Annotated in this window: 16 protein-coding genes; 11 read left to right on the top strand and 5 right to left on the bottom strand. The window is 59.2% G+C overall.

Features of this window, described 5'->3' with window-relative positions:
- The first annotated feature begins 187 nt into the window (after positions 1–187).
- From NDI65_RS21610 to NDI65_RS21590, 5 genes are all read left to right on the top strand, one after another.
- Positions 188–1,345, top strand: a complete 1,158-nt coding sequence (locus tag NDI65_RS21610) for a thiolase domain-containing protein (RefSeq protein WP_310894365.1) — start codon at positions 188–190, stop codon at positions 1,343–1,345.
- Positions 1,346–1,347: 2 nt separating this feature from the next.
- Positions 1,348–1,728, top strand: a complete 381-nt coding sequence (locus tag NDI65_RS21605) for an OB-fold domain-containing protein (protein WP_236044901.1) — start codon at positions 1,348–1,350, stop codon at positions 1,726–1,728.
- A 5-nt stretch (positions 1,729–1,733) separates the two neighbouring features.
- Positions 1,734–3,848, top strand: coding sequence for an acetate--CoA ligase family protein (locus NDI65_RS21600; RefSeq protein WP_310894367.1), 2,115 nt, complete (start codon positions 1,734–1,736; stop codon positions 3,846–3,848).
- Between the two features lie 283 nt (positions 3,849–4,131).
- The gene (locus NDI65_RS21595) at positions 4,132–4,770 is read left to right on the top strand and encodes an adenylate kinase (RefSeq protein ID WP_310894364.1); all 639 of its coding nucleotides are present in this window, start codon (positions 4,132–4,134) and stop codon (positions 4,768–4,770) included.
- 32 nt (positions 4,771–4,802) lie between these two features.
- Positions 4,803–5,102, top strand: coding sequence for a hypothetical protein (locus NDI65_RS21590; protein ID WP_310894363.1), 300 nt, complete (start codon positions 4,803–4,805; stop codon positions 5,100–5,102).
- Positions 5,103–5,154: 52 nt separating this feature from the next.
- Here NDI65_RS21590 and NDI65_RS21585 read toward each other — a convergent pair whose 3' ends face one another.
- From NDI65_RS21585 to NDI65_RS21575, 3 genes are all read right to left on the bottom strand, one after another.
- On the bottom strand, positions 5,155–6,480 hold the full coding sequence (locus NDI65_RS21585) for a transposase (RefSeq protein ID WP_310894366.1): 1,326 nt from the start codon (positions 6,478–6,480) through the stop codon (positions 5,155–5,157).
- Positions 6,481–6,905: 425 nt separating this feature from the next.
- Positions 6,906–8,240: a class III poly(R)-hydroxyalkanoic acid synthase subunit PhaC gene (gene phaC / locus NDI65_RS21580; protein ID WP_310894362.1), complete on the bottom strand. Its 1,335-nt coding sequence runs from the start codon at positions 8,238–8,240 to the stop codon at positions 6,906–6,908.
- A gap of 36 nt (positions 8,241–8,276) precedes the next feature.
- Positions 8,277–8,915, bottom strand: a complete 639-nt coding sequence (locus tag NDI65_RS21575; RefSeq protein WP_310894361.1) for a MaoC/PaaZ C-terminal domain-containing protein — start codon at positions 8,913–8,915, stop codon at positions 8,277–8,279.
- A 148-nt stretch (positions 8,916–9,063) separates the two neighbouring features.
- Here NDI65_RS21575 and acnA point away from each other — a divergent pair, with 148 nt between their 5' ends.
- The 5 genes from acnA to NDI65_RS21550 all read left to right on the top strand — a co-directional run bounded on the left by acnA (position 9,064) and on the right by NDI65_RS21550 (position 15,779).
- The gene (gene acnA, locus NDI65_RS21570; protein ID WP_310894360.1) at positions 9,064–11,841 is read left to right on the top strand and encodes an aconitate hydratase AcnA; all 2,778 of its coding nucleotides are present in this window, start codon (positions 9,064–9,066) and stop codon (positions 11,839–11,841) included.
- Positions 11,842–12,021: 180 nt separating this feature from the next.
- Positions 12,022–12,972 (top strand): MarR family transcriptional regulator, encoded by a 951-nt coding sequence (locus NDI65_RS21565; RefSeq protein ID WP_310894359.1) that lies wholly within the window; start codon positions 12,022–12,024, stop codon positions 12,970–12,972.
- Positions 12,969–13,838: a hypothetical protein gene (locus NDI65_RS21560; RefSeq protein WP_310894358.1), complete on the top strand. Its 870-nt coding sequence runs from the start codon at positions 12,969–12,971 to the stop codon at positions 13,836–13,838. The genes NDI65_RS21565 and NDI65_RS21560 overlap by 4 nt, the downstream gene beginning before the upstream one ends.
- Before the next feature lie 295 nt (positions 13,839–14,133).
- Positions 14,134–14,523 carry an IS200/IS605 family transposase gene (gene tnpA, locus NDI65_RS21555; protein WP_310894357.1) on the top strand — a complete coding sequence of 130 codons (390 nt, stop codon included), beginning with the start codon at positions 14,134–14,136 and terminating at the stop codon, positions 14,521–14,523.
- Positions 14,520–15,779: a transposase gene (locus NDI65_RS21550; protein ID WP_310894356.1), complete on the top strand. Its 1,260-nt coding sequence runs from the start codon at positions 14,520–14,522 to the stop codon at positions 15,777–15,779. Before tnpA ends, NDI65_RS21550 begins: the two co-directional genes overlap by 4 nt.
- Positions 15,780–15,881: 102 nt before the next feature.
- Here NDI65_RS21550 and NDI65_RS21545 read toward each other — a convergent pair whose 3' ends face one another.
- Positions 15,882–16,022, bottom strand: coding sequence for a YHS domain-containing protein (locus tag NDI65_RS21545; RefSeq protein ID WP_310894355.1), 141 nt, complete (start codon positions 16,020–16,022; stop codon positions 15,882–15,884).
- A 151-nt stretch (positions 16,023–16,173) separates the two neighbouring features.
- Here NDI65_RS21545 and NDI65_RS21540 point away from each other — a divergent pair, with 151 nt between their 5' ends.
- On the top strand, positions 16,174–17,766 hold the full coding sequence (locus tag NDI65_RS21540; protein WP_310894354.1) for an AarF/ABC1/UbiB kinase family protein: 1,593 nt from the start codon (positions 16,174–16,176) through the stop codon (positions 17,764–17,766).
- Positions 17,767–17,990: 224 nt separating this feature from the next.
- Here NDI65_RS21540 and NDI65_RS21535 read toward each other — a convergent pair whose 3' ends face one another.
- Positions 17,991–18,692 (bottom strand): isoprenylcysteine carboxylmethyltransferase family protein, encoded by a 702-nt coding sequence (locus NDI65_RS21535; RefSeq protein ID WP_310894353.1) that lies wholly within the window; start codon positions 18,690–18,692, stop codon positions 17,991–17,993.
- Positions 18,693–18,747 lie beyond the last annotated feature (55 nt).

The raw sequence follows: 18,747 nt of genomic DNA, 5'->3' as shown, positions 1-18,747 counted from the left end.
GCGGCGCTCGCCTCCGAGTTTAGCAGTTCAAATGGGAACATATCGGGTGACGCGTTCGCGTCACCCTTGCCCGCTACGCTTTCACAGCGCCAGCTTTCCTTGACCAACAACCTGCTTCACAAGAGCGTCCTGTTCGTCAAGAACTGGCGGTAGTATTAATCGGTATGTCGTGGTAGTGGGGCACGATATGGGAGCGACAATTGCGAGCGCAGCGAGTACGAAATACGACACACACTCGGAGTCTTCGTCGCGCGAACTGTTCGGTGAAGCAGCCCTCAAGGCATTCAACGATACTAGCATCGGGCCCAATGACCTCGATGCGGTCTACGTAGGGAATTTCATGGGCGATCTCATCGAAGACCAGGGACACATGGGAGCACTCCTGGCGGACCACATCGGGGCTCGCGAGGCGGCGTCGGTTCGTATCGAGAGCGCCTGTGCTTCCGGCGGAGCGACCATCCGTCAGGCAATACTAGCTATCGAGTCGGGGGCGGCCGACGCGGTGCTCGCGGGTGGGGTCGAACTCATGTCCGTCGCAGACATCGAGCACGTGACCGACGCTCTCGCCAACGCGGCCGACGATATCTACGAGAACGAACAGGGGCTAACGTTCCCTGGCATCTACGCGCTCATGGCCCGGCGCTACATGCACGAATTCGACGCGACACGCGAGGAGATGGCCGCCGTTTCGGTCAAGAACCACGCCAACGCGGTCGATAACCCTCTCGCACAGTTTCAGAAGAAGCTTTCCGTCGAAGAGGTAGTGGAGTCGAAACCAATTGCGACGCCACTCACCCTCTACGACGCGTGTCCGGTCTCTGATGGGGCCAGTGTTGCCATCGTGGTTAGCGACGAGTTTGCAGCGAAGCAGGGCCTCGACACGTCAGTCACAGTTCTTGGGACTGGCCAGTCGAGCGACGCCGTCGCACTGCAGGACCGCTCAGCAATCACCAAGACGCCAGCGGCCGAGCGTGCCGCCGAGGCGGCGTACGAAGACGCAGGTATTACGCCCGACGATATCGACGTAGCTGAAGTCCACGACTGTTTCACCATCGCGGAGATCTTGGCACTCGAGGCGCTCGGCTTCTACGAGCCGGGCGAGGGAGTACGCGGCGCGGTCGAGGGTGAAACCGCACTGGACGGCTCTCTCCCGGTCAACACGTCGGGTGGCCTTCTCGGAAAGGGCCATCCAGTCGGGGTGACCGGCGTCGGCCAGATAGTCGAACTGACGAAACAACTCGAAGGACGGCATCCGAACCAGGCCGCCGACGCCGAGGTCGCACTCGCGCACAACGTCGGTGGCAGCGGTGCGAGCACGACGGTGACGATTCTCGGGGGTGCGTGAGCATGCCCGCGTGGTTTGATACCTTCACGGAGACGATTGCGTCGGGCGAACAACGGTATCTCTCATGTGAAGCGTGCGGAGATGCGACGCTCCCACCCCGTCAGCTCTGTCCCAGTTGTGGCTCGACCGAGTTAACCCGAGAACCGCTCTCTAACCGTGGAGAGATCGTGTCGTTCACCGAGATCTCGGTCACGATTCCAAAGTTCCACGGGGAGGCCCCGTACACTGTCGTCCTCGCTGAGCTGGACGACGAGGTCACCCTTACCGGACAGCTCCGGGACGCGACGGCCGACGATATCGCCATCGGTGACGAGGTCGCCCTCGGCACGGAGACACTCAATGACGGCCTGGCACTCATCACGTTCCGTCCGGTGGGGGTGTGATGACGATGACCGATCTATCAGGACTCTTCGCCCCGGAACGCGTCGTAGTCATCGGTGCGACTGACCGAGAAGGATCGGTCGGCCGAGCGCTGCTGGAGAATCTGTCGACGTTCGAAGGAGAGATACTCCCCGTCAACCCCAACCGCGAGACGGTACTGGGCGAGCAGTGCTACCCGGGGATCGATGCCGTTCCAGATACATCCTCGAATGATCTGGCCGTCGTCGCGGTGCCGGCTTCAGGGGTGGTCGACGTCGTCCGTCAGATTGCGGACGCCGATCTCAAGAACGTCGTCGTCATCACGGCAGGATTCAGCGAATCCGGAGACCGAGGCCGACAGCGAGAACAGGAACTGATCGAGGTCGCTGAGGAGTACGATCTCAATCTGGTCGGCCCCAACTGTGTCGGTCTCATCTGCACAGTCAGCGGATTGAACGTGACGTTCGCCCAGGGGCGTCCCCCAGCGGGGAACATCTCGCTGATGAGCCAGTCGGGCGCGTTCATCGCGGCGGTGCTAGGCTGGGCGGCCCAGCATGGTGTCGGATTCAGGCACGTCGTCTCGCTCGGCAACGAGGCCGTCCTCGACGAGGTCGACTTCATCGCCGAGTGGGGCGACGATCCGGACACCGACGTCATTCTGGCGTATCTCGAGGACGTCGACGATGGCCAGCGATTCATCGAAACGGCCCGCGAGGTGACGAAACACACACCGATTGTGGTCATCAAATCTGGCCGGACAGAGGCGGGCGCCGAGGCCGCGGCTTCGCACACCGGATCGATCGCGGGAAGTGACGAAGCCTACACCGCTGGACTCCATCAGGCAGGGACCCTCCGTGCGATGAACATCCAAGAAGTGTTCGATTTCGGACAGGTGCTTGCCGGACAACCTCTCTTGGACCACGACGAGGTGGCGATCATCACAAACGGTGGGGGACCGGGCGTGCTGACGGCCGACGCTATCGGTGAGTCCCGACTGACGATTGCCGACTTCGGAGACGAGGTGAGCGCCAACCTCGCGAAACTGCTCCCGGAGGAGGCCGACGTGAAGAATCCGCTCGATATTATTGGCGATGCAGATTTAGACCGCTTTCGACAAACGCTCGATATCGTCCTCGGTGCCGATACTGTGGGTGGTGCGGTCGTCCTCTCCGTCCCGACGGCCCTCTTTGACTTCGAGGAACTGGCCGACGTTCTCGGTGATCTCCAGAAACGGCACGAGAAACCGGTCGTGGCCTGTTTGATGGGCGGAGAAGAAGCGAACCATGCAGCCGACATACTGGAGGCATACGGCATCCCCAACTATTTCGATCCAGCCCGAGCGGTGCCGGGCCTCGCGGCACTCGCCGAGTATCGGGACGTGACGGAACGAGCGTACGAATCCCCGGCGGAATTCGATGTCGATCACGAGCGGGCTAGTTGGATACTGGCGGAAGCAGTCGACCGCAACGTCGAGTACCTCGGGGTCGAAGCGATGGGTCTACTTGATGCGTACGGTATTCCGACTCCAGCAGGCGGTCTCGCCGAGAGTGCCGCGGATGCCGAGGCGATTGCAGCGGAGATCGATGGCCCGGTCGTCATGAAGATCGTTAGTCCCGACATCATCCACAAATCGGATATGGGTGGCGTTGAGGTGGGTGTGCCAATCGAAGAGGTTCAGGATACCTACCAGTCGATCCACGAACGGGCGACCGATCACGAACCCGACGCGACCGTCATCGGCGTACGAGTCGAAGAACTCGTCGACCCGGACGAGAGCACGGAGACGATCGTGGGTGCGAAGCGCGACGCGCAGTTCGGTCATCTCGTGATGTTCGGGTTGGGCGGGATCTTCGTCCAGATCTTCGAGGACACGTCGTTCCGTGTTGCGCCGGTGAGTAATCGCGAAGCCCGCGATATGACTGCGGAAATCCAGGCAGCCCCCATGCTTCGGGGCGCTCGCGGACGAACGCCTGCGGATCTCGATGCGATTATCGAGACGATCCAGCGCGTCTCCCAGTTGGTCACTGATTTCCCGGCCATCACTGAACTCGATATCAATCCACTCGTCGTGTCGCCGGATGGCGTCCACGCGGTCGATTTGCGACTGACAGTAGATAGTGAGGAACTGTTGTCGGAGTATTGATATTCTCGTCTTCCCCTACCGCTCGCACACATTGCTCGCTCGCGGTTGAGAAGAGGGTCTCCGCGCTACTGCACAGGTGAAGTACCTCTGACTGAGTTGATTTTCTGATTTCTGGAAAATCAAGTGGCGAGCGTACTGGCGATGAGGCCGTCCATTATCCGAAAAACAGGTGCAAAACCCTCCTCAGCGAACGCCTTTGGCGCGAGCAGGGTGGGGAGGATGTCAACAGGCAAACAACGGCGATACCTGCAAGCTCTTTGAGGCCACGCTTCGATGAACCGGTATGAGCGAGAGCCAACCGAACGTGTTGTTGTTCGGGCCACCGGGTGCGGGCAAGGGAACCCAAAGCGTGAACGTCGCCGAAGAATACGACGTGCCACACATCACGACGGGCGACGCGCTCCGGGCGAACAAGGACATGGAGACCGAGTACGGCACGCCCCGTGAGTTCATGGAGGCGGGCGAACTCGTCCCCGACCCCGTGGTGAACGAAATCGTTGCCGAGGCGCTCTCGGGCGGTGAGGGCTACGTGCTCGATGGGTATCCACGCAACACTGAACAGGCCAAGTATCTCGCGGACATCACCGCCCTTGACGTGGTCTGTCTGCTTGCGGTGAGCGAATCGGAAATCATCAAGCGCCTAACCGGGCGGCGAGTCTGTAAAGAGTGTGGCGCGAACTATCACGTCGAGTTCAATCCTCCCAAGGAAGAAGGAGTCTGCGACGAGTGTGGCGGCGAGTTAATCCAGCGCGAGGACGACACCGAGGATACAGTCAAAGAGCGGATTCGGGTCTATCACGAGAGCACCGAGCCGATGGTCGAATACTACCGCGAGGCGGGCGTGCTCGAAGAAATCGACGGTGACGGAACACCCGAGGAAGTCTGGGCAGAGCTACGAGAAACCATCGACGCGGCGATCTGAGTGGTTGTCACACTCGTCCTCGGATAGTGGTCATGACGTACGCCACCAAGGCCAGTAGCCTCCGGTTGGCCGGCCGGATCGAACTCTTCGAGGCGGATCTCGTCGCTCTTCTTAAGGCGGTCGTCGTCGAGATCGCCGCCCCTACGCTCGTCGACAGGCTGTTCCCGAGTGGGTTGCGGCGGCCGCCACCGTCGTCGCCCGCAAGACCGGGGATCCGCTGCTGTCGCTCGCGGCCGGCGTCGTCCTCGTACTGGCAATCAATTGATATTCTCCCCCGCCTGAAGTCGTGGATATTTCACCTGTCCTTCGTAAAAGACAAGTTCGAGTTCTGATTGACATCCTCCTCCGCGTGAACGCGGAGGAATCCCGACCACAGTTGGGATATTAGGGTTTGCAGTCTACCACTTGTTCCTGCGGTTGGAATCCGCTGGACAAGTCGTGAAGGTAGACTGCTGGCTGTGCCAACCAGCCGGTACACCTATCTCCGTCCAAACTGGCCGAAGACTCGGAGTTACTTTCGCTATTGTTGATGTCGAGGCGGATGTTCTCCGCTCCATTCACGTCAGCGTTGAACGCATCATCGTGGTCTTCACACACGTACAATCCACGTTCAACACGCTGACTGTCGTCTTTCCTACCGCAGACGCAACACGTCTTGCTCGTGTCGCGCTCGGACACCTCTACGACTTCGATGCCCTCAACCTTCGCCTTGTATTCGAGGATGTTCGAGAACCTATCGAACGCCCACCCGTGCAAGTCGAGATTGCCGTGCTTGCCCCAGTTTTTCGACTCACCATTCTCAGTCTCACGGACACCAGCGAGCTTCCCGACGTTGATTTGGCCAACCTCCTTCTCGACACACCGTTCAACGATATGTTTCGCCAAGGAGTGGAAGAAGTGGGTGCGGCGTTCCGACCACTTGTGGTGCAATCGAGTGGCTTGTTCACCGCCCGAGTCGTCGCACGTGGCGATTTCGTTCGGGAAGTAGTACCCGTCCTGTTTCAAGCGGTTGCCGGGATACAAGTCGGCGTCCTCGGTGCTGTACGCGACAGCCGCGAAGTTGCAGATGCCGAGGTCGATACCCGCGGTCTCGTTGCCAGGTGCAGTGGGCGTCTCGATCTCGTCTTTGCAGACGAGGTGGAGTTCCCACCGCCTCTTCGCCGTGTCGTAGACGGCTCTGACTTGTTGCAGGTTCTCGACAGTGACGCCGGGCCGAGTCTCGTACTCAACAAGCATGTATTCCCACGCTTTCGGGTGTTCCTTGTGGTTCGCGCCCCTTGAGAGGCGAACCCGGTTGTTCTTGGTGTCGTGTTTGATGCCGTTTTGCTTCCACGTCACCGTGCTACGCGGGTGTTCTTCGTGGACGCGACGGCCTTGGTCGTCGTAGTAGTTTTTCTTGCGGTAGCCGGGCGGATTCGCCCGGTTATCGGACTTCCTCTTTTCGTACCACGAGTTGAAGGCTTCAGCGAGTTCCTCCAGAACACGCTGACTGGACTGACTGTGCAATCCCTTGTACTTTGAGTGACCTTTCAACGCGTGTTTGAGGTCGCCGTGGTCGGGAATCTCGCCCGTCTCCTCCCAGACATCTCGGGAGTGGTAGTTAGCGACGTTCCAGAGCTTGCTGGCACTCCACCCGTGCCGGTCGAGCATCTCAGTCACTTGGCTGTGGTTGAGGATTTTCGCTCGGTGAGTGCGGTGGACTTCCAGCATTCCGAACGCCTGTATAATCACTTATACTCGCTTCTCTTTTAAAATTTCAGTTTAAGAACGTGGAATATCCGGTCTTGCTATCGACGGTGGACTGTGTCCGAGTTGTCGGATTCATCTCGCGCCTAAAGGCGCGGGTATTCTCCTTGTTCTTTATAACCAGAGAGCCGTTGCGAGTGCGGATTGACACTAGAGCTTATGCCAGTTGATTCCCTCAGTCATAGGTAATGCTCCAGTGCTACATCTGCGAGACACCATGTGCGAGAGATGACGACAGCTTCGTATGCACGAGCTGTGGCATTCGTTGCCATCAACATTGCATGGATGAATACGAAACTGACACCTGTCCAAAATGTGTTGGTGAACCAATGATCGGAGCAATCGAATTCTAATCCACCTCGACCGAGGATCGAAACCACCCTCTGAGGTCACTGCTCGTCACGGTGTCGCTTCGCCTGCTCGACCCACGAAGTAAGCCGTTGTTCCGGGATGTCGAGCTGTGCCGCGAGCTTCGATGGGTTTGCGGCTATCAGCTGCTCTACCGTCTCTATTCCAGCCTCACGCAATCGGTCTGCATACGCCGGTCCGATCCCGTTGAGGTCTTGTACCGCATCCACTCGCTTAGAGAGCCCTCCATCCGTACCGGGTTCTGCCCGAGTTCGCTGTTTCTCTGTCTGCTGTGATCGTGATCGGTCTGCGAACCAAGTTGCAACTCGAGGCCACAGGTCCGCGTGTGCTTTCCCCGAGACGGCCATCCCAACGTGCCCAGTGGGGAACTCGAAAACGTCCGTGTCGTCACTCGGAATCACATCGGAGAATGGTTTGCTCGCTTCGGGCGGGATGAGGTGATCGAACGAGCCGACGATCTGTAACACCGGCATCGTGAGGTTCTCGATGTCGACGTGATGCCCATCGAGGTAGAGGTCGTTCCGATAGAGTTTGTTCTCCTGATAGATGTCCTCGATGAACTGGCGGTACGCTTCCCCGGCGACGTCTACCCCATCGCGGACCCACCGCTCCATTCGGGCGAAAAACTCGACTTGGGCTTCGTCCTCGAGGTTGTCGTAGAGTCGGACGTACTTTGTGACGTAGTTGTCGACGGGATCCATCTGCGCGAAGCCGACTGCGAGGAATTCGGCGGGGACGTTTCCGAACGTCTCCGTCACCGTCGCCGGGTCATACTGTTCGCTGCTGCCCCACTGTTCGAGGATTCCTCCCGTGTCATCGAAGCAAAGCCCTGTAGCCATCAGTCCGAGATTGCGGACTTTCTCCGGGTGGAGTGCAGCGTACATAGTGCTCATTGTTCCACCCATGCAGTAGCCGAGGATGTTGACGTCATCGAGTCCATCTCGCTCGCGAATGGCATCCACGCAGGTGTCGATGTATCGGTTGACGTAGTCGCCGAGCGAGAGACTCGCATCCAGTCTCGAAGGTTCGTTCCAGTCGATCAGATAGACGTCGAACCCGTTTTCGAGCAATCGTCGGACGACGCTCTTGTCTGGCTGTAAGTCGAGGATATAGGACCGATTGATCAGCGCGTAGACGACCAGTATCGGCACGTTGTGTTGCTCGTCCGTGAGCGGCTCGTAGTGTAGCAGCTCGAACTGAGGGGTGGTGTACACGACCTCACTCGGGGTTTGTCCGACTTCGACCTCAGCCATTCGTTTGGCGCGTTGGGGTGCGACTGTGGCTTTCTTGACGAACTCAGCGGTGTGTTTGATGGTACGTCGTTGCAGATCTAAGGGGAAGGTGAACGGATTCATGGTTCGCGTATTGTGGCGGGATACCGTGTGTACTCGTCACTCAGGGAGTTCATCGATCAGGACGGTCGCCGTCCCGTGGATGACGATCTCGTCGTCCTCGTTCTCGATCCGGGTCGTTATCCGGTACTTGTCGTCTTCCAGGTCCTCGATAATCTCACAGGTAGCTGTCAGCGTAGCACCGATGTCGACCGGGCGTTTGAATTCGAGGTTCTGCGAGATGTAGATCGTCAACCCCGGGAAACACGCGAGGGCGGCACTGATCATTCCGGAAACGAGCGTCCCGTGTGCGATCCGGCGGCCAAATCGCGTCTTCTCGGCGAACGCGTCGTTGAGGTGGAGTGCGTTGGTATCACTCGTCGCCTCGGCGAACTTACGTACGTCGTCTTCCGTGAGGGTCTTCGTGAACGTTACCCGGTCACCGATTCCTAGCGAGCCGGGTGTTTGGATCGAAAGATCGAACTCGCCCTTCGCCCGGCCATACGGAAGTCGCGGAACGGTCGTGCCCTGTACCTCACTGAGATGAGGGTGTGGCGTCTGAAGCTGTTTCTCCGGGTCTTCCTCGAAGAGCGCCTTGCAGTCGTCCGAGCAGAAGTAATAGGTCGTCCCCTCGTGCTCGACACGTGCTTCGGCATCTGCTGTACTCACTTCCATGCCGCAGACTGGATCGGTCGACATACTCTGCTGTGACTACGGCGAGAGCATGCATTAATCCCACTCACAATTCTCGCTCTTCACGTGTACGTCGTGTTCGGAATGGGACTCCCCGTGAGACTTCTGGATTACAGTGGAATCATTCAAGGGTCAGTTCGCTGTATCGTGATACATGGTCGAAGCCAACCCGTTCGATGCGATCCGCGAGATCGAATTCGACGGCACCTCCTACAAGATGGCGGATCTCACTGTCCTCGAAGAGCAGGGGCTCTGCGAACTGGGCCGCCTGCCCGTCAGCATCCGCGTCCTCCTCGAATCCGTCCTCCGGAACGTCGACGGTGACACCATCACCGCCGAGGACGTTCGGAACGTCGCGTCGTGGCGGCCTGACGTGCCGGGCGTCGAACTCCCGTTCACGCCCTCCCGGGTCGTCTTACAGGATCTCACCGGGGTTCCTGCCGTCGTCGACCTCGCGGCGCTTCGGTCGGCCGCCGCGCGCAACGGGAAGGACCCCGCCATCGTCGAACCGGAGGTCCCATGCGACCTCGTCATCGACCACAGCGTGCAGGTCGACTTCTTCGGGTCCGAAGACGCCTACGAACGGAACGTCGAACTGGAGTACGAGCGAAACGGCGAGCGTTATCGCGCGCTCAAGTGGGCCCAGCAGGCGTTCGACGATTTTCGCGTTGTTCCGCCGGGCACCGGCATCGTCCACCAGGTGAACCTCGAATACCTGGGGCAGGTCGTCCACGCTCGCGAGCGCGACGGCGAGAACTGGCTCCTCCCCGACACGCTCGTCGGCACGGACAGCCACACGCCGATGATCGGCGGCATCGGCGTCGTCGGCTGGGGCGTCGGCGGCATCGAGGCCGAGGCCGCGATGCTCGGCCAGCCTATCACGATGAAGCTCCCCGAGGTCGTCGGCGTCCGTCTCACCGGCGAACTCCCCGAAGGGGCGACGGCCACCGATCTGGTGCTCCATGTCACCGAGCAGCTTCGGGAGGTCGGTGTCGTCGACCGGTTCGTCGAGTTCTTCGGCCCCGGCGTGGCGAATCTCACCGTCCCGGACCGAGCGACCATCGCCAACATGGCCCCCGAGCAGGGGTCGACCATCAGCATGTTCCCCGTCGACGAGGCCACGCTCGACTACCTCGAACTCACGGGGCGGAGCGAGGACCACATCGAACTCGTCCGCGAGTACCTCGACGCACAGGGGCTGTTCGGCGAACAGGAACCCGAGTACACTGAGACGGTCGAATTCGACCTCGGCGACGTCACACCGAGCCTCGCCGGGCCGAAACGCCCCCAAGATCGCGTCCCGATGGGCGACATGAAGACGCACTTCCGAGGATTGGTCCACGGTGAGTTCGAAGACGAACTCGACGAGATAGACGAGGACGCGCTCACGCGCTGGCTGGGCGAGAGCAGCGCCGAAGACGACCGACCCGACGCTGATCTCCCGAAGCCGGAGATGGGCGATCTGACCGAACGTGTTGAGGTCGACATCGACGGCGAGTCAACCGAGATCGGTCACGGAAGCGTCGTCGTCAGCGCCATCACGAGCTGTACGAACACGTCGAATCCGTCCGTGATGCTCGCAGCGGGACTACTCGCCCGCAATGCTGTCGAACGTGGGCTCGACGTTCCGGCGTACGTCAAGACCAGCCTCGCGCCCGGCAGTCGCGTCGTCACCGAGTACTTGGAGGCATCGGAGTTGCTCCCCTACTTGGAGGACCTCGGGTACAACGTCGTCGGCTACGGCTGTACGACCTGCATCGGGAACGCGGGACCGCTCCCCGAACCGATCGAACGCGCCATCGACGACCACGACCTCTGGACGACGAGCGTCCTCTCTGGCAACCGGAACTTCGAGGCGCGCATCCACCCGAAGATCCGCGCGAACTACCTCGCCAGCCCACCGCTCGTTGTCGCCTACGGGCTCGCCGGTCGCATGGACATCGACCTCGAAACGGACCCGCTCGGCACCGATGTCGACGGCGAGTCGGTCTACCTCGCGGACCTCTGGCCGAGTGCCGACGAGATTCACGCGACAGTCCACGACAGCGTCGATTCCTCGATGTTCGAGGAGAAGTACGCCGAGGTGTTCGCGGGCGACGAACGCTGGGAGACCCTCGACGCGCCGACCGGCGACGTCTACGAGTGGGACGACGACTCGACCTATATCAGAGAACCGCCGTTCTTCAGGGATTTCCCGCTCGAAGAACCGGGCGTCGCCGACATCGAGGACGCCCGCACGCTGATGTTGCTGGGAGACACCGTCACGACCGACCACATCAGCCCGGCCGGGCCGTTCAGTCGCGAGCAACCTGCTGGCCAGTGGCTCGTCGACCAGGGCGTCGAACCTCACGAGTTCAACACGTACGGGGCCCGCCGGGGGAACCACGAGGTGATGATGCGCGGCACGTTCGCCAACGTCCGGATCGAGAACGAGATGCTCGACGATGTCGAGGGCGGTTACACAATCCATCAGCCCACGCGCGAACAGACGACCGTCTTCGAAGCTAGTCGACGCTACCGCGAGGACGACACGCCGCTGGTCGTGTTCGCAGGCGAGGAACTCGGCACCGGATCGAGCCGTGACTGGGCCGCGAAAGGCACCGATCTGCTGGGCGTTCGTGCGACCATCGCGGAGAGCTACGAGCGCATCTTCCGCGACAACCTCGTCGGGATGGGCGTCCTCCCGCTCCAGTTCGCGGACGGGGATTCCTGGGACTCGCTCGACCTCGACGGCTCCGAGCACGTCGCCATCCGAGGCCTCGACGACGGCCTCGCCGTGAACGACGACCTCACCGTCGTCGCCGAGCGAACCGATGGCTCGACCGTCGAATTCCCCGTGACCGCACAAGTCGGCACGCCAGCGGCCGTCCGGTACGTCGAGAACGGCGGGATTCTACACCTCGTGCTTCGCCGCCTGCTCACCGAGTCGTAGTCGCACCGAGACGGCACTACGGCTTGGTTATTCTCGGCAGGACCGGTTCGGTGGCTGCGGACACGACTTCATCGTACATTGCCTAGCCACGGCATCTATTTATCTGGTGATGAGCTCATCACAGGCGTAAACAAAAATGTGGGAACACTTTTATATGATCAAACAATATACTCTACAACGATGCTCACGAAGGCTGGTCTCGCTGTGTTAGATGTTCTCAGCTCCGGTCGTGAAGCAACCCTCGATGACCTTGTAGCAGAAACCGAACATTCTCGGACACACATCTACCGAGTGCTTGACGACCTGTTCACGACAGGCTTGCTCACTGAATCTCGGGGCCACCATAACCAGCGTCGCGTCCGTGTGACTGACCATCCAGTCGTTGAAGCATATCGCCACCTCACGTCGAAACTCGGACATGTGGAGTGGTCAGACCTGCTCTCACCGGCCACTGTTCGTGTCTGTTGGTATCTCGACGAGCCCCGTCGCGTCTCAGCGATTGCTGCACGGTTGAACATCTCTCGTCAGGGGGTCCACGGTGCGTTGTCACCATTAAAAGACCGGGCCATGTTGTCCCCTGCTGGACCGGAGTACGCTCTTGCCGACGATATGCATCCGTTACTGGAATTTGTTCACACTGTTGTTGCGCACGAGCATCGGGAGCGTGTTCGAAGTCTCGCACCAAGCGCGACGGTTGCCTGGTGCGACCCCAAACGGGCGCTCATCCGCGTACACGAGCCTGAAGATACAGATGTTCTCCAGTCAACTGACGAGTGGCAGTTGACGGGACTGGCGAAGTTCCGGGAGTTTGGACTCCAATTCTTCCTCTCGGGTGAGCCCGCCTTCTGGTACGCTCCCACTGAGGAGTTGACGCCTTCGGAGGTGGTCTGCCACACGCTCGTACTTGAGAGTGATTCTCGCCGGATGAGTTACGCTATGCTCTTGATCGAGACGGCAGAGATCGGTGAAGAATCGCTCACTAGTACCTCTGGCTGGTACGGTCTGGAGGCAGAGATTTCCGAGATGTATCGGGCAATCGATGGAGACTTCGAATCCACAGCAGAGAGTGCTGTCCGACTCCCAAGTGAGCAAGAATACTCGGCGCTGAAAGCACAATACGTGAGCACATGACTGTATTCAGTGGCGGCGATGCGATCAAGGAGTTCCTCGAAGAGTTCGACAGTTGGCTCTCGGAATCGGTTGCAGTCTATCTCCTTGGTGGGTCTGCGATGACGATTCGTGGGCTGAAGGACCAAACCGAAGATATTGACCTCGCACTAGGTGTGATTACCGAGTTCGAGCACGTCTGTCAGTCGCTCCAGGAACAGGGTTTCAAGATTACCGGCGAACCTACAGAACCGTTCGATGGCGTCGGGAAAACGATCGAGCTTCGACAGTCCCGTCGAGGGTTTCGAATCGACATCTTTGACCGGCAAGTCGTCGGAAAAGTGTGGATTACTGGACGGATGCGCAAACGGGCAGCGGAGTTCTGGTCCGGAGATTACGTCACTGCGTTCGTCTTATCTGACGAGGATATGTTTTTGTTGAAGGCGGTCTCTGGAGGTGACCTCGGGAGTGGGAGACGGCGTGACATTGAGGATATGCGGAAGTACGCACAGCGCGGTCTGGAGTATGACGTCATCCTCGACGAGATCGCAGAGCAACGACCGTTCAACACGGGGGAAACTGAGGCAAGGCAGATTCGGGATCGGTCGCATCCGCTGTTCGCTATCGAGATGGCCGTAAGCTCGCTTTCTGGTCTGCCACGGACGTTCACGACGCGTGTGTCGGAGTTCGCAACGGAGTTCGAGATCGAGTATTTTGTTCTGGGCTCTGTCGATGATGGGGTCAACGGTATCGATGCAATTCAGGAACGGGTACTTTCCACTGTACGGTCACTCTCGGGGGATAATGGCGGTGAGGTTACTGCAGGTATTGATCGATTGGTCCAGAAACAGATTCTCGACCGGAAGGACGCCACCGTTCATCTAATCTGATCCAGGGTAGTGAGGGATCCATTTGGCCGGGACTGAGAGCAGTTCTAGATACGTTACTACTTACAGATAGACGTCTCAAAATCGGGATCGTTTCAATCCATGATAGAGATACGAGCGCATACCCCCGCCTTCCCGTGAGTGACGAGTGTTCCGACGCTCTGTCGGAACCGAGGAGCGAACAGGCGGGGGTTGAGCGGACAGCATAGTGTGACAGTCCACCGTTCTATTGCAGGGCTGGATTTCCCACCGTTTCCGCAAGATATTTGCCGTGACATGATCATAGTGTGTAGCACGGATGAAGACCACACGGCACGCAACCTACAACCTCAACTACCACATAGTGTGGCTCCCGAAGTACCGCAACGCGGTACTGACGGAGGAGGTTGCAGACTGTGTGGAATCCATCCTCCACGAAATTGCCGACGAGAAGGGCTTGGACATTCAAAACCTGACTGTTCAGCCCGACCACGTTCACCTGTTCGTCAGTAGCCCGCCCAAACACAGCCCATCACTGCTCGCCAACTGGTTCAAGGGCATTTCCTCACGGAAGTACAATCACCGCCACGCCGACCACGACGGCGAGAAAATCCGGTGGGCACGCGGCTACTACGCCGGAACAGCCGGGCACGTCTCCAGCGAAACTGTCGAGAACTACATCAACCGACACAAGGAGGCCGAAGCGTGACCGAACTCACGAAAACGCTTGAACTGAAGCTTGTGGACCCGAACGTCCACAAGCGACAGAAGCTTCGTGAGACACAGGACGCTTACCAGCAGGCAGTTCAAGCCGCCTTCGCAGCTGGCTGTGACACACAGTCAGCGGCCAACGACGTGGTTGTCGAGTACGACCTGAGCGGCTACGCGAAAAACGCCCTCAAGAAGTACGTCCCACAACTTTGTGGGAACAGCTACGACGCCACCGAGCTTCACGACGACCACCCGGTGCGGTTCACCAACGAGGGACTGCAACTCGACCACCAGCCACAGAAAGTTATCGAGTGGTACGTCAAAATCCCGCACCACGAGGATTACCACCTTTGGATTCCGGCACGCGCCAATCCCGAACAGCGGGATTGGCTCGAAGCGGTGTACGCAGACGACGCCGAAATGGGTGAAAGTCGGCTGTTCGAGCGGGACGGAACGTGGTATCTCCACATCACCGCTACCCGCGACGTGGAGGACCAATCTGCAGCGTCCGCCGACGAGCGGACGCCGATAGGCGTGGACATCGGAGAAGCAAGTCTCGTCACGGTGTGTCACCGCGACGACTCTGGTTCTCCTGTTCGCCCCCGACTGTGGGCCGACGACGGCAAGGCCGTTCGTCGGCTCCGCAAAACCTACTTCACCGTCACAAGACGCCTTCAGAAGCGTGGCAGTGAGCGAATCGCAGCGTCCTATGGTGACGCGCTGTGGGACCAGATTGACGATAGGTTCCACCGCGTGACCCGCGAGGTCGTTGAGTACGCCGAGTCCGTCGAGAATCCAGTGGTGGTGCTGGAAGACCTGACGTACATCCGCGAGAATATGGACTACGGCGCGTACATGAACCGACGGTTGCACGGATGGGGCTTTGCGAAGCTCCACGCACAGATTCGGTACAAAGCCGCCGAGAAGGGGATTCCCGTCGAGACGGTGAATCCCCGGAACACGTCGAAGGCGTGCCACGCCTGCGGTGAACATGGATACCGGCCACGGCAGGCGACGTTCAGATGCTCGAACGACGGCTGTTGGGTCGGTGAATATCAAGCCGACGTGAACGGGGCGATAAACATTGCAGACCGCTACCGTAGTGGAGAGAGTCACCACCAAAGCGACCGGACTTCCCGGCAGAAGGCCGGTGACGATGACTCGGCTACGGATGGGGCCTCTTTGACCGGGCCACAAGACAGCCAAGCCGATGCTGAAAACCAGCAGGTGACGCTTGGAACGTATGCGTCTTGAAACCAACAGGCCGCTACACTCGGCCTGAAATCTCGTGGTGGGATTCCTCCGCGTTCACGCGGAGGAGGAGGTCAATGAATACAGACATCGTATTACCTACTGTTAGAGGTACGGTTCCGGGTTCGACTTGAATCGCTGTTTGCACTCCTCGCTACAGAAGTAGTAGGTGATTCCGTCGTGGGATACTGTCGCTTTCGCTTCGGCAGGTAAAACGTCCATTCCGCATACTGGGTCGATAGCCATACGTGGTTTCCTCGATGGCGATATATCCACCAGCGATCTGAAATAACTTCGGTCGTTGTCCCCGATCAGAGGCTCAGCAACCGCCGCCAGTGCCGCCATCAGTACGTTCATTTATTTGTGGACGGTGCGCGAGCATAGAGACGAGACTGGTATGGTTCATCTCTCTCTTCGCTTCATCCGAATCGTCATCCGACTGCTTCCGTTTACCATCGCCTTCCTTCGCGACCGGCATCGATTCCTCGTCGTTGGACGTCCCCGGTCGGTCCCCCGAGAACGCCATCAGGACCGTGCTCGGCGAATACGAGACGCCATGCTCGACCTCGGGCCGACGTTCATCAAGGTCGGGCAGGTACTCTCGACGCGACCCGACATCGTCCCGGCGGTCTACGCCGAGGAGTTTGCGACGCTTCAGGACGCCGTACCAGCGGGACCGTACCGCGAGATGATACCGACGGTTGCAGAGGACATCGGCTATCACTCCTACGACGAGTTCGAACCCGAACCCATGGCCGGGGGGTCGCTCGCGCAGGTGTACGAGGCTACGTACGAGGGCGAGAATGTCGTCGTGAAGGTTCGGCGCCCGGACATCAAGGACCTCATCGAAACCGACCTTCGAGTACTCCGCCGACTGTTGCCGGTCGCGATCGTGTTCGCCCCGGAGCAGTATCACTTCTCGCTCCGGAACATGGCCGACGACTTCGAGCGCATCATTCAGGAGGAACTGGACTTTGAGCGCGAGGCCCGGATGATGGAAGAGATTCGAACCAACTTCGCCGACGATTCCACGGTGAAGATACCACGCGTGTACACGGAGCTCTCCTCCGAACGGGTCCTCACGATGGAGCGGGTCGACGGCATCAAGATCACCGACGTCGACGAACTGGAACGGGCCGGATTCGACCCCACGGAAATCGCTTACAACGTCGCGAACGCGTACTTCGCGATGGGACTCGAACACGGCGTCTTCCACGGCGACCCGCATCCCGGAAACCTCGCCGTGAACGAGGACGGACAGATCGTCTTCTACGACTTCGGCATGTCCGGACGGTTCACCCCGGAAATGCAGGACACCGTCATCGACCTCTATCTCGCCGTCGTCAGACGGGACGTCGATACGATTATGGAGCTACTCATCGACCTCGGTGCCCTCGATCCGACTGTCGACAGAGCCGCCATGATCAGCGTCCTGAATCTAATCATCGAGGACCTTGAAGGCCAGGGCGTCTCGAACTGGCGTATCATACTCAACGAAGTCCTCACGCGACTGCGCGACGTTCCGTTCCGCATCCCACCGGACGTGATGTTGGTCATTCGGGTGGGGACCGTCAGCGAAGGCGTGCTCCGTCAGCTTGACCCCGAGTTCGATTTTATCGAGGCTGCCCGAGAGTTCCTCGTCGAACACGGGTTCATGGAACGGGGCGCACGAATGTTGTTCGCGGATGTGCGGGAGGAGACGGAGGCCTCACTTCGTGCGCTCGTTCGGACGCCGGTGAAGTTCGAACAGGTGCTCGATATGGCAATTCGAGGTGAGTTCGAAGCCCGTCGTCGAGAGGCGGATGCCAAGATGTACGTTCGGGCGGTTGGACGGCCGCTTGCCTACGCGGTGCTGGTCGGGTCTGGGATGATTGGTGCTGCGATGTTGACCACTGTCGACCGTCTCTACGGTGTCGTCGGATTTGCGGTCGTTGCGGTTCTGTTCGTGCTGTTCCTGCGGTCCCTCCGTCTGAGCCACGGCTCGGACTGACGTTCTCGATTGTCACCCTGTTGCGTTCGAGCAGGGATCAATACTGGAAAATCGCGGGATGCTGAACGTGAAGGGTGAGTACTCGTCTACCGCTCTCAGCGGTTAGAATAGGAGTCCACGCGAAAGTCTCGGGGTCGAACGGAAAGTCCATGATTTCCGTGATGATGAGAGACCAACGGTCTCTGGAACCACTTGACCCCGAGACAATTGACGGATTGCAACCCTCACGAGTCTTCCCGACCGTCAGAGCGGGTGCGAGATTCGGTCACGAGGTCTCGCCATTGACTCAATCGGGGTATAAACATCGGCACTTGCGTGCGATACGTCCGGTAGTCCTCACCGAATTCATCGATCATGTCGCGCTCTTCCTTGCGTGCAAGCCACGTGAAGACCACGACGACGAGCGGGTACAGACCAACAGAAAATATTGTCGGCCAATGGATGATTCCCTCGCCGAACAGGGCGATGAACAGGCCGGTGTATTGGGGATGCCGTACGTAGCCGTAGAGCCCGTCTGTGACCAGTCGATCTTCCTTCCGAGCTCGATAGACCTGCCGCCACCCTTGAGCAAACAGGCCGATGCCGACAAACGCAACCCCGTAGCCGAGCAGCATTGAAACGAGCATGCCCGTCTCACCGAATCCGACTAGTGTCGACCAGAGATTGGTGCTGACGTACTCGCGATCCAGACCGAAAAATCGGACCAATAGATAGATCGTGAGCGGAAATCCGTACATCTCTGCGTACAGGGCGATGATGAACGCCTGTACCACCCCGGCGCCAACCCACTCTCGCCAGCTGTCCGGAGCGAAATATCGGTAGAAGAACCAGGAAACCCCGACGATGACGATCAGCGCCAGCCCCCAGGCTGCAGGGTTTGAGACGGGGACGTCTATCGCCAACGGGGACATAAACTGTTTGAACATAGTGTAGTGGAGAACGTGTATTGGACAGTTTGTCTGATTTACTTAAAATCGTATG

Source organism: Haloferax sp. S2CR25 (genome assembly GCF_031624535.1).
In the GTDB taxonomy this organism is placed as follows: Archaea; Halobacteriota; Halobacteria; order Halobacteriales; family Haloferacaceae; genus Haloferax; species Haloferax massiliensis.
The sequence above is the reverse complement of the archived record's forward strand: the minus strand, read 5'-3'. Positions and strand labels throughout refer to the sequence as shown.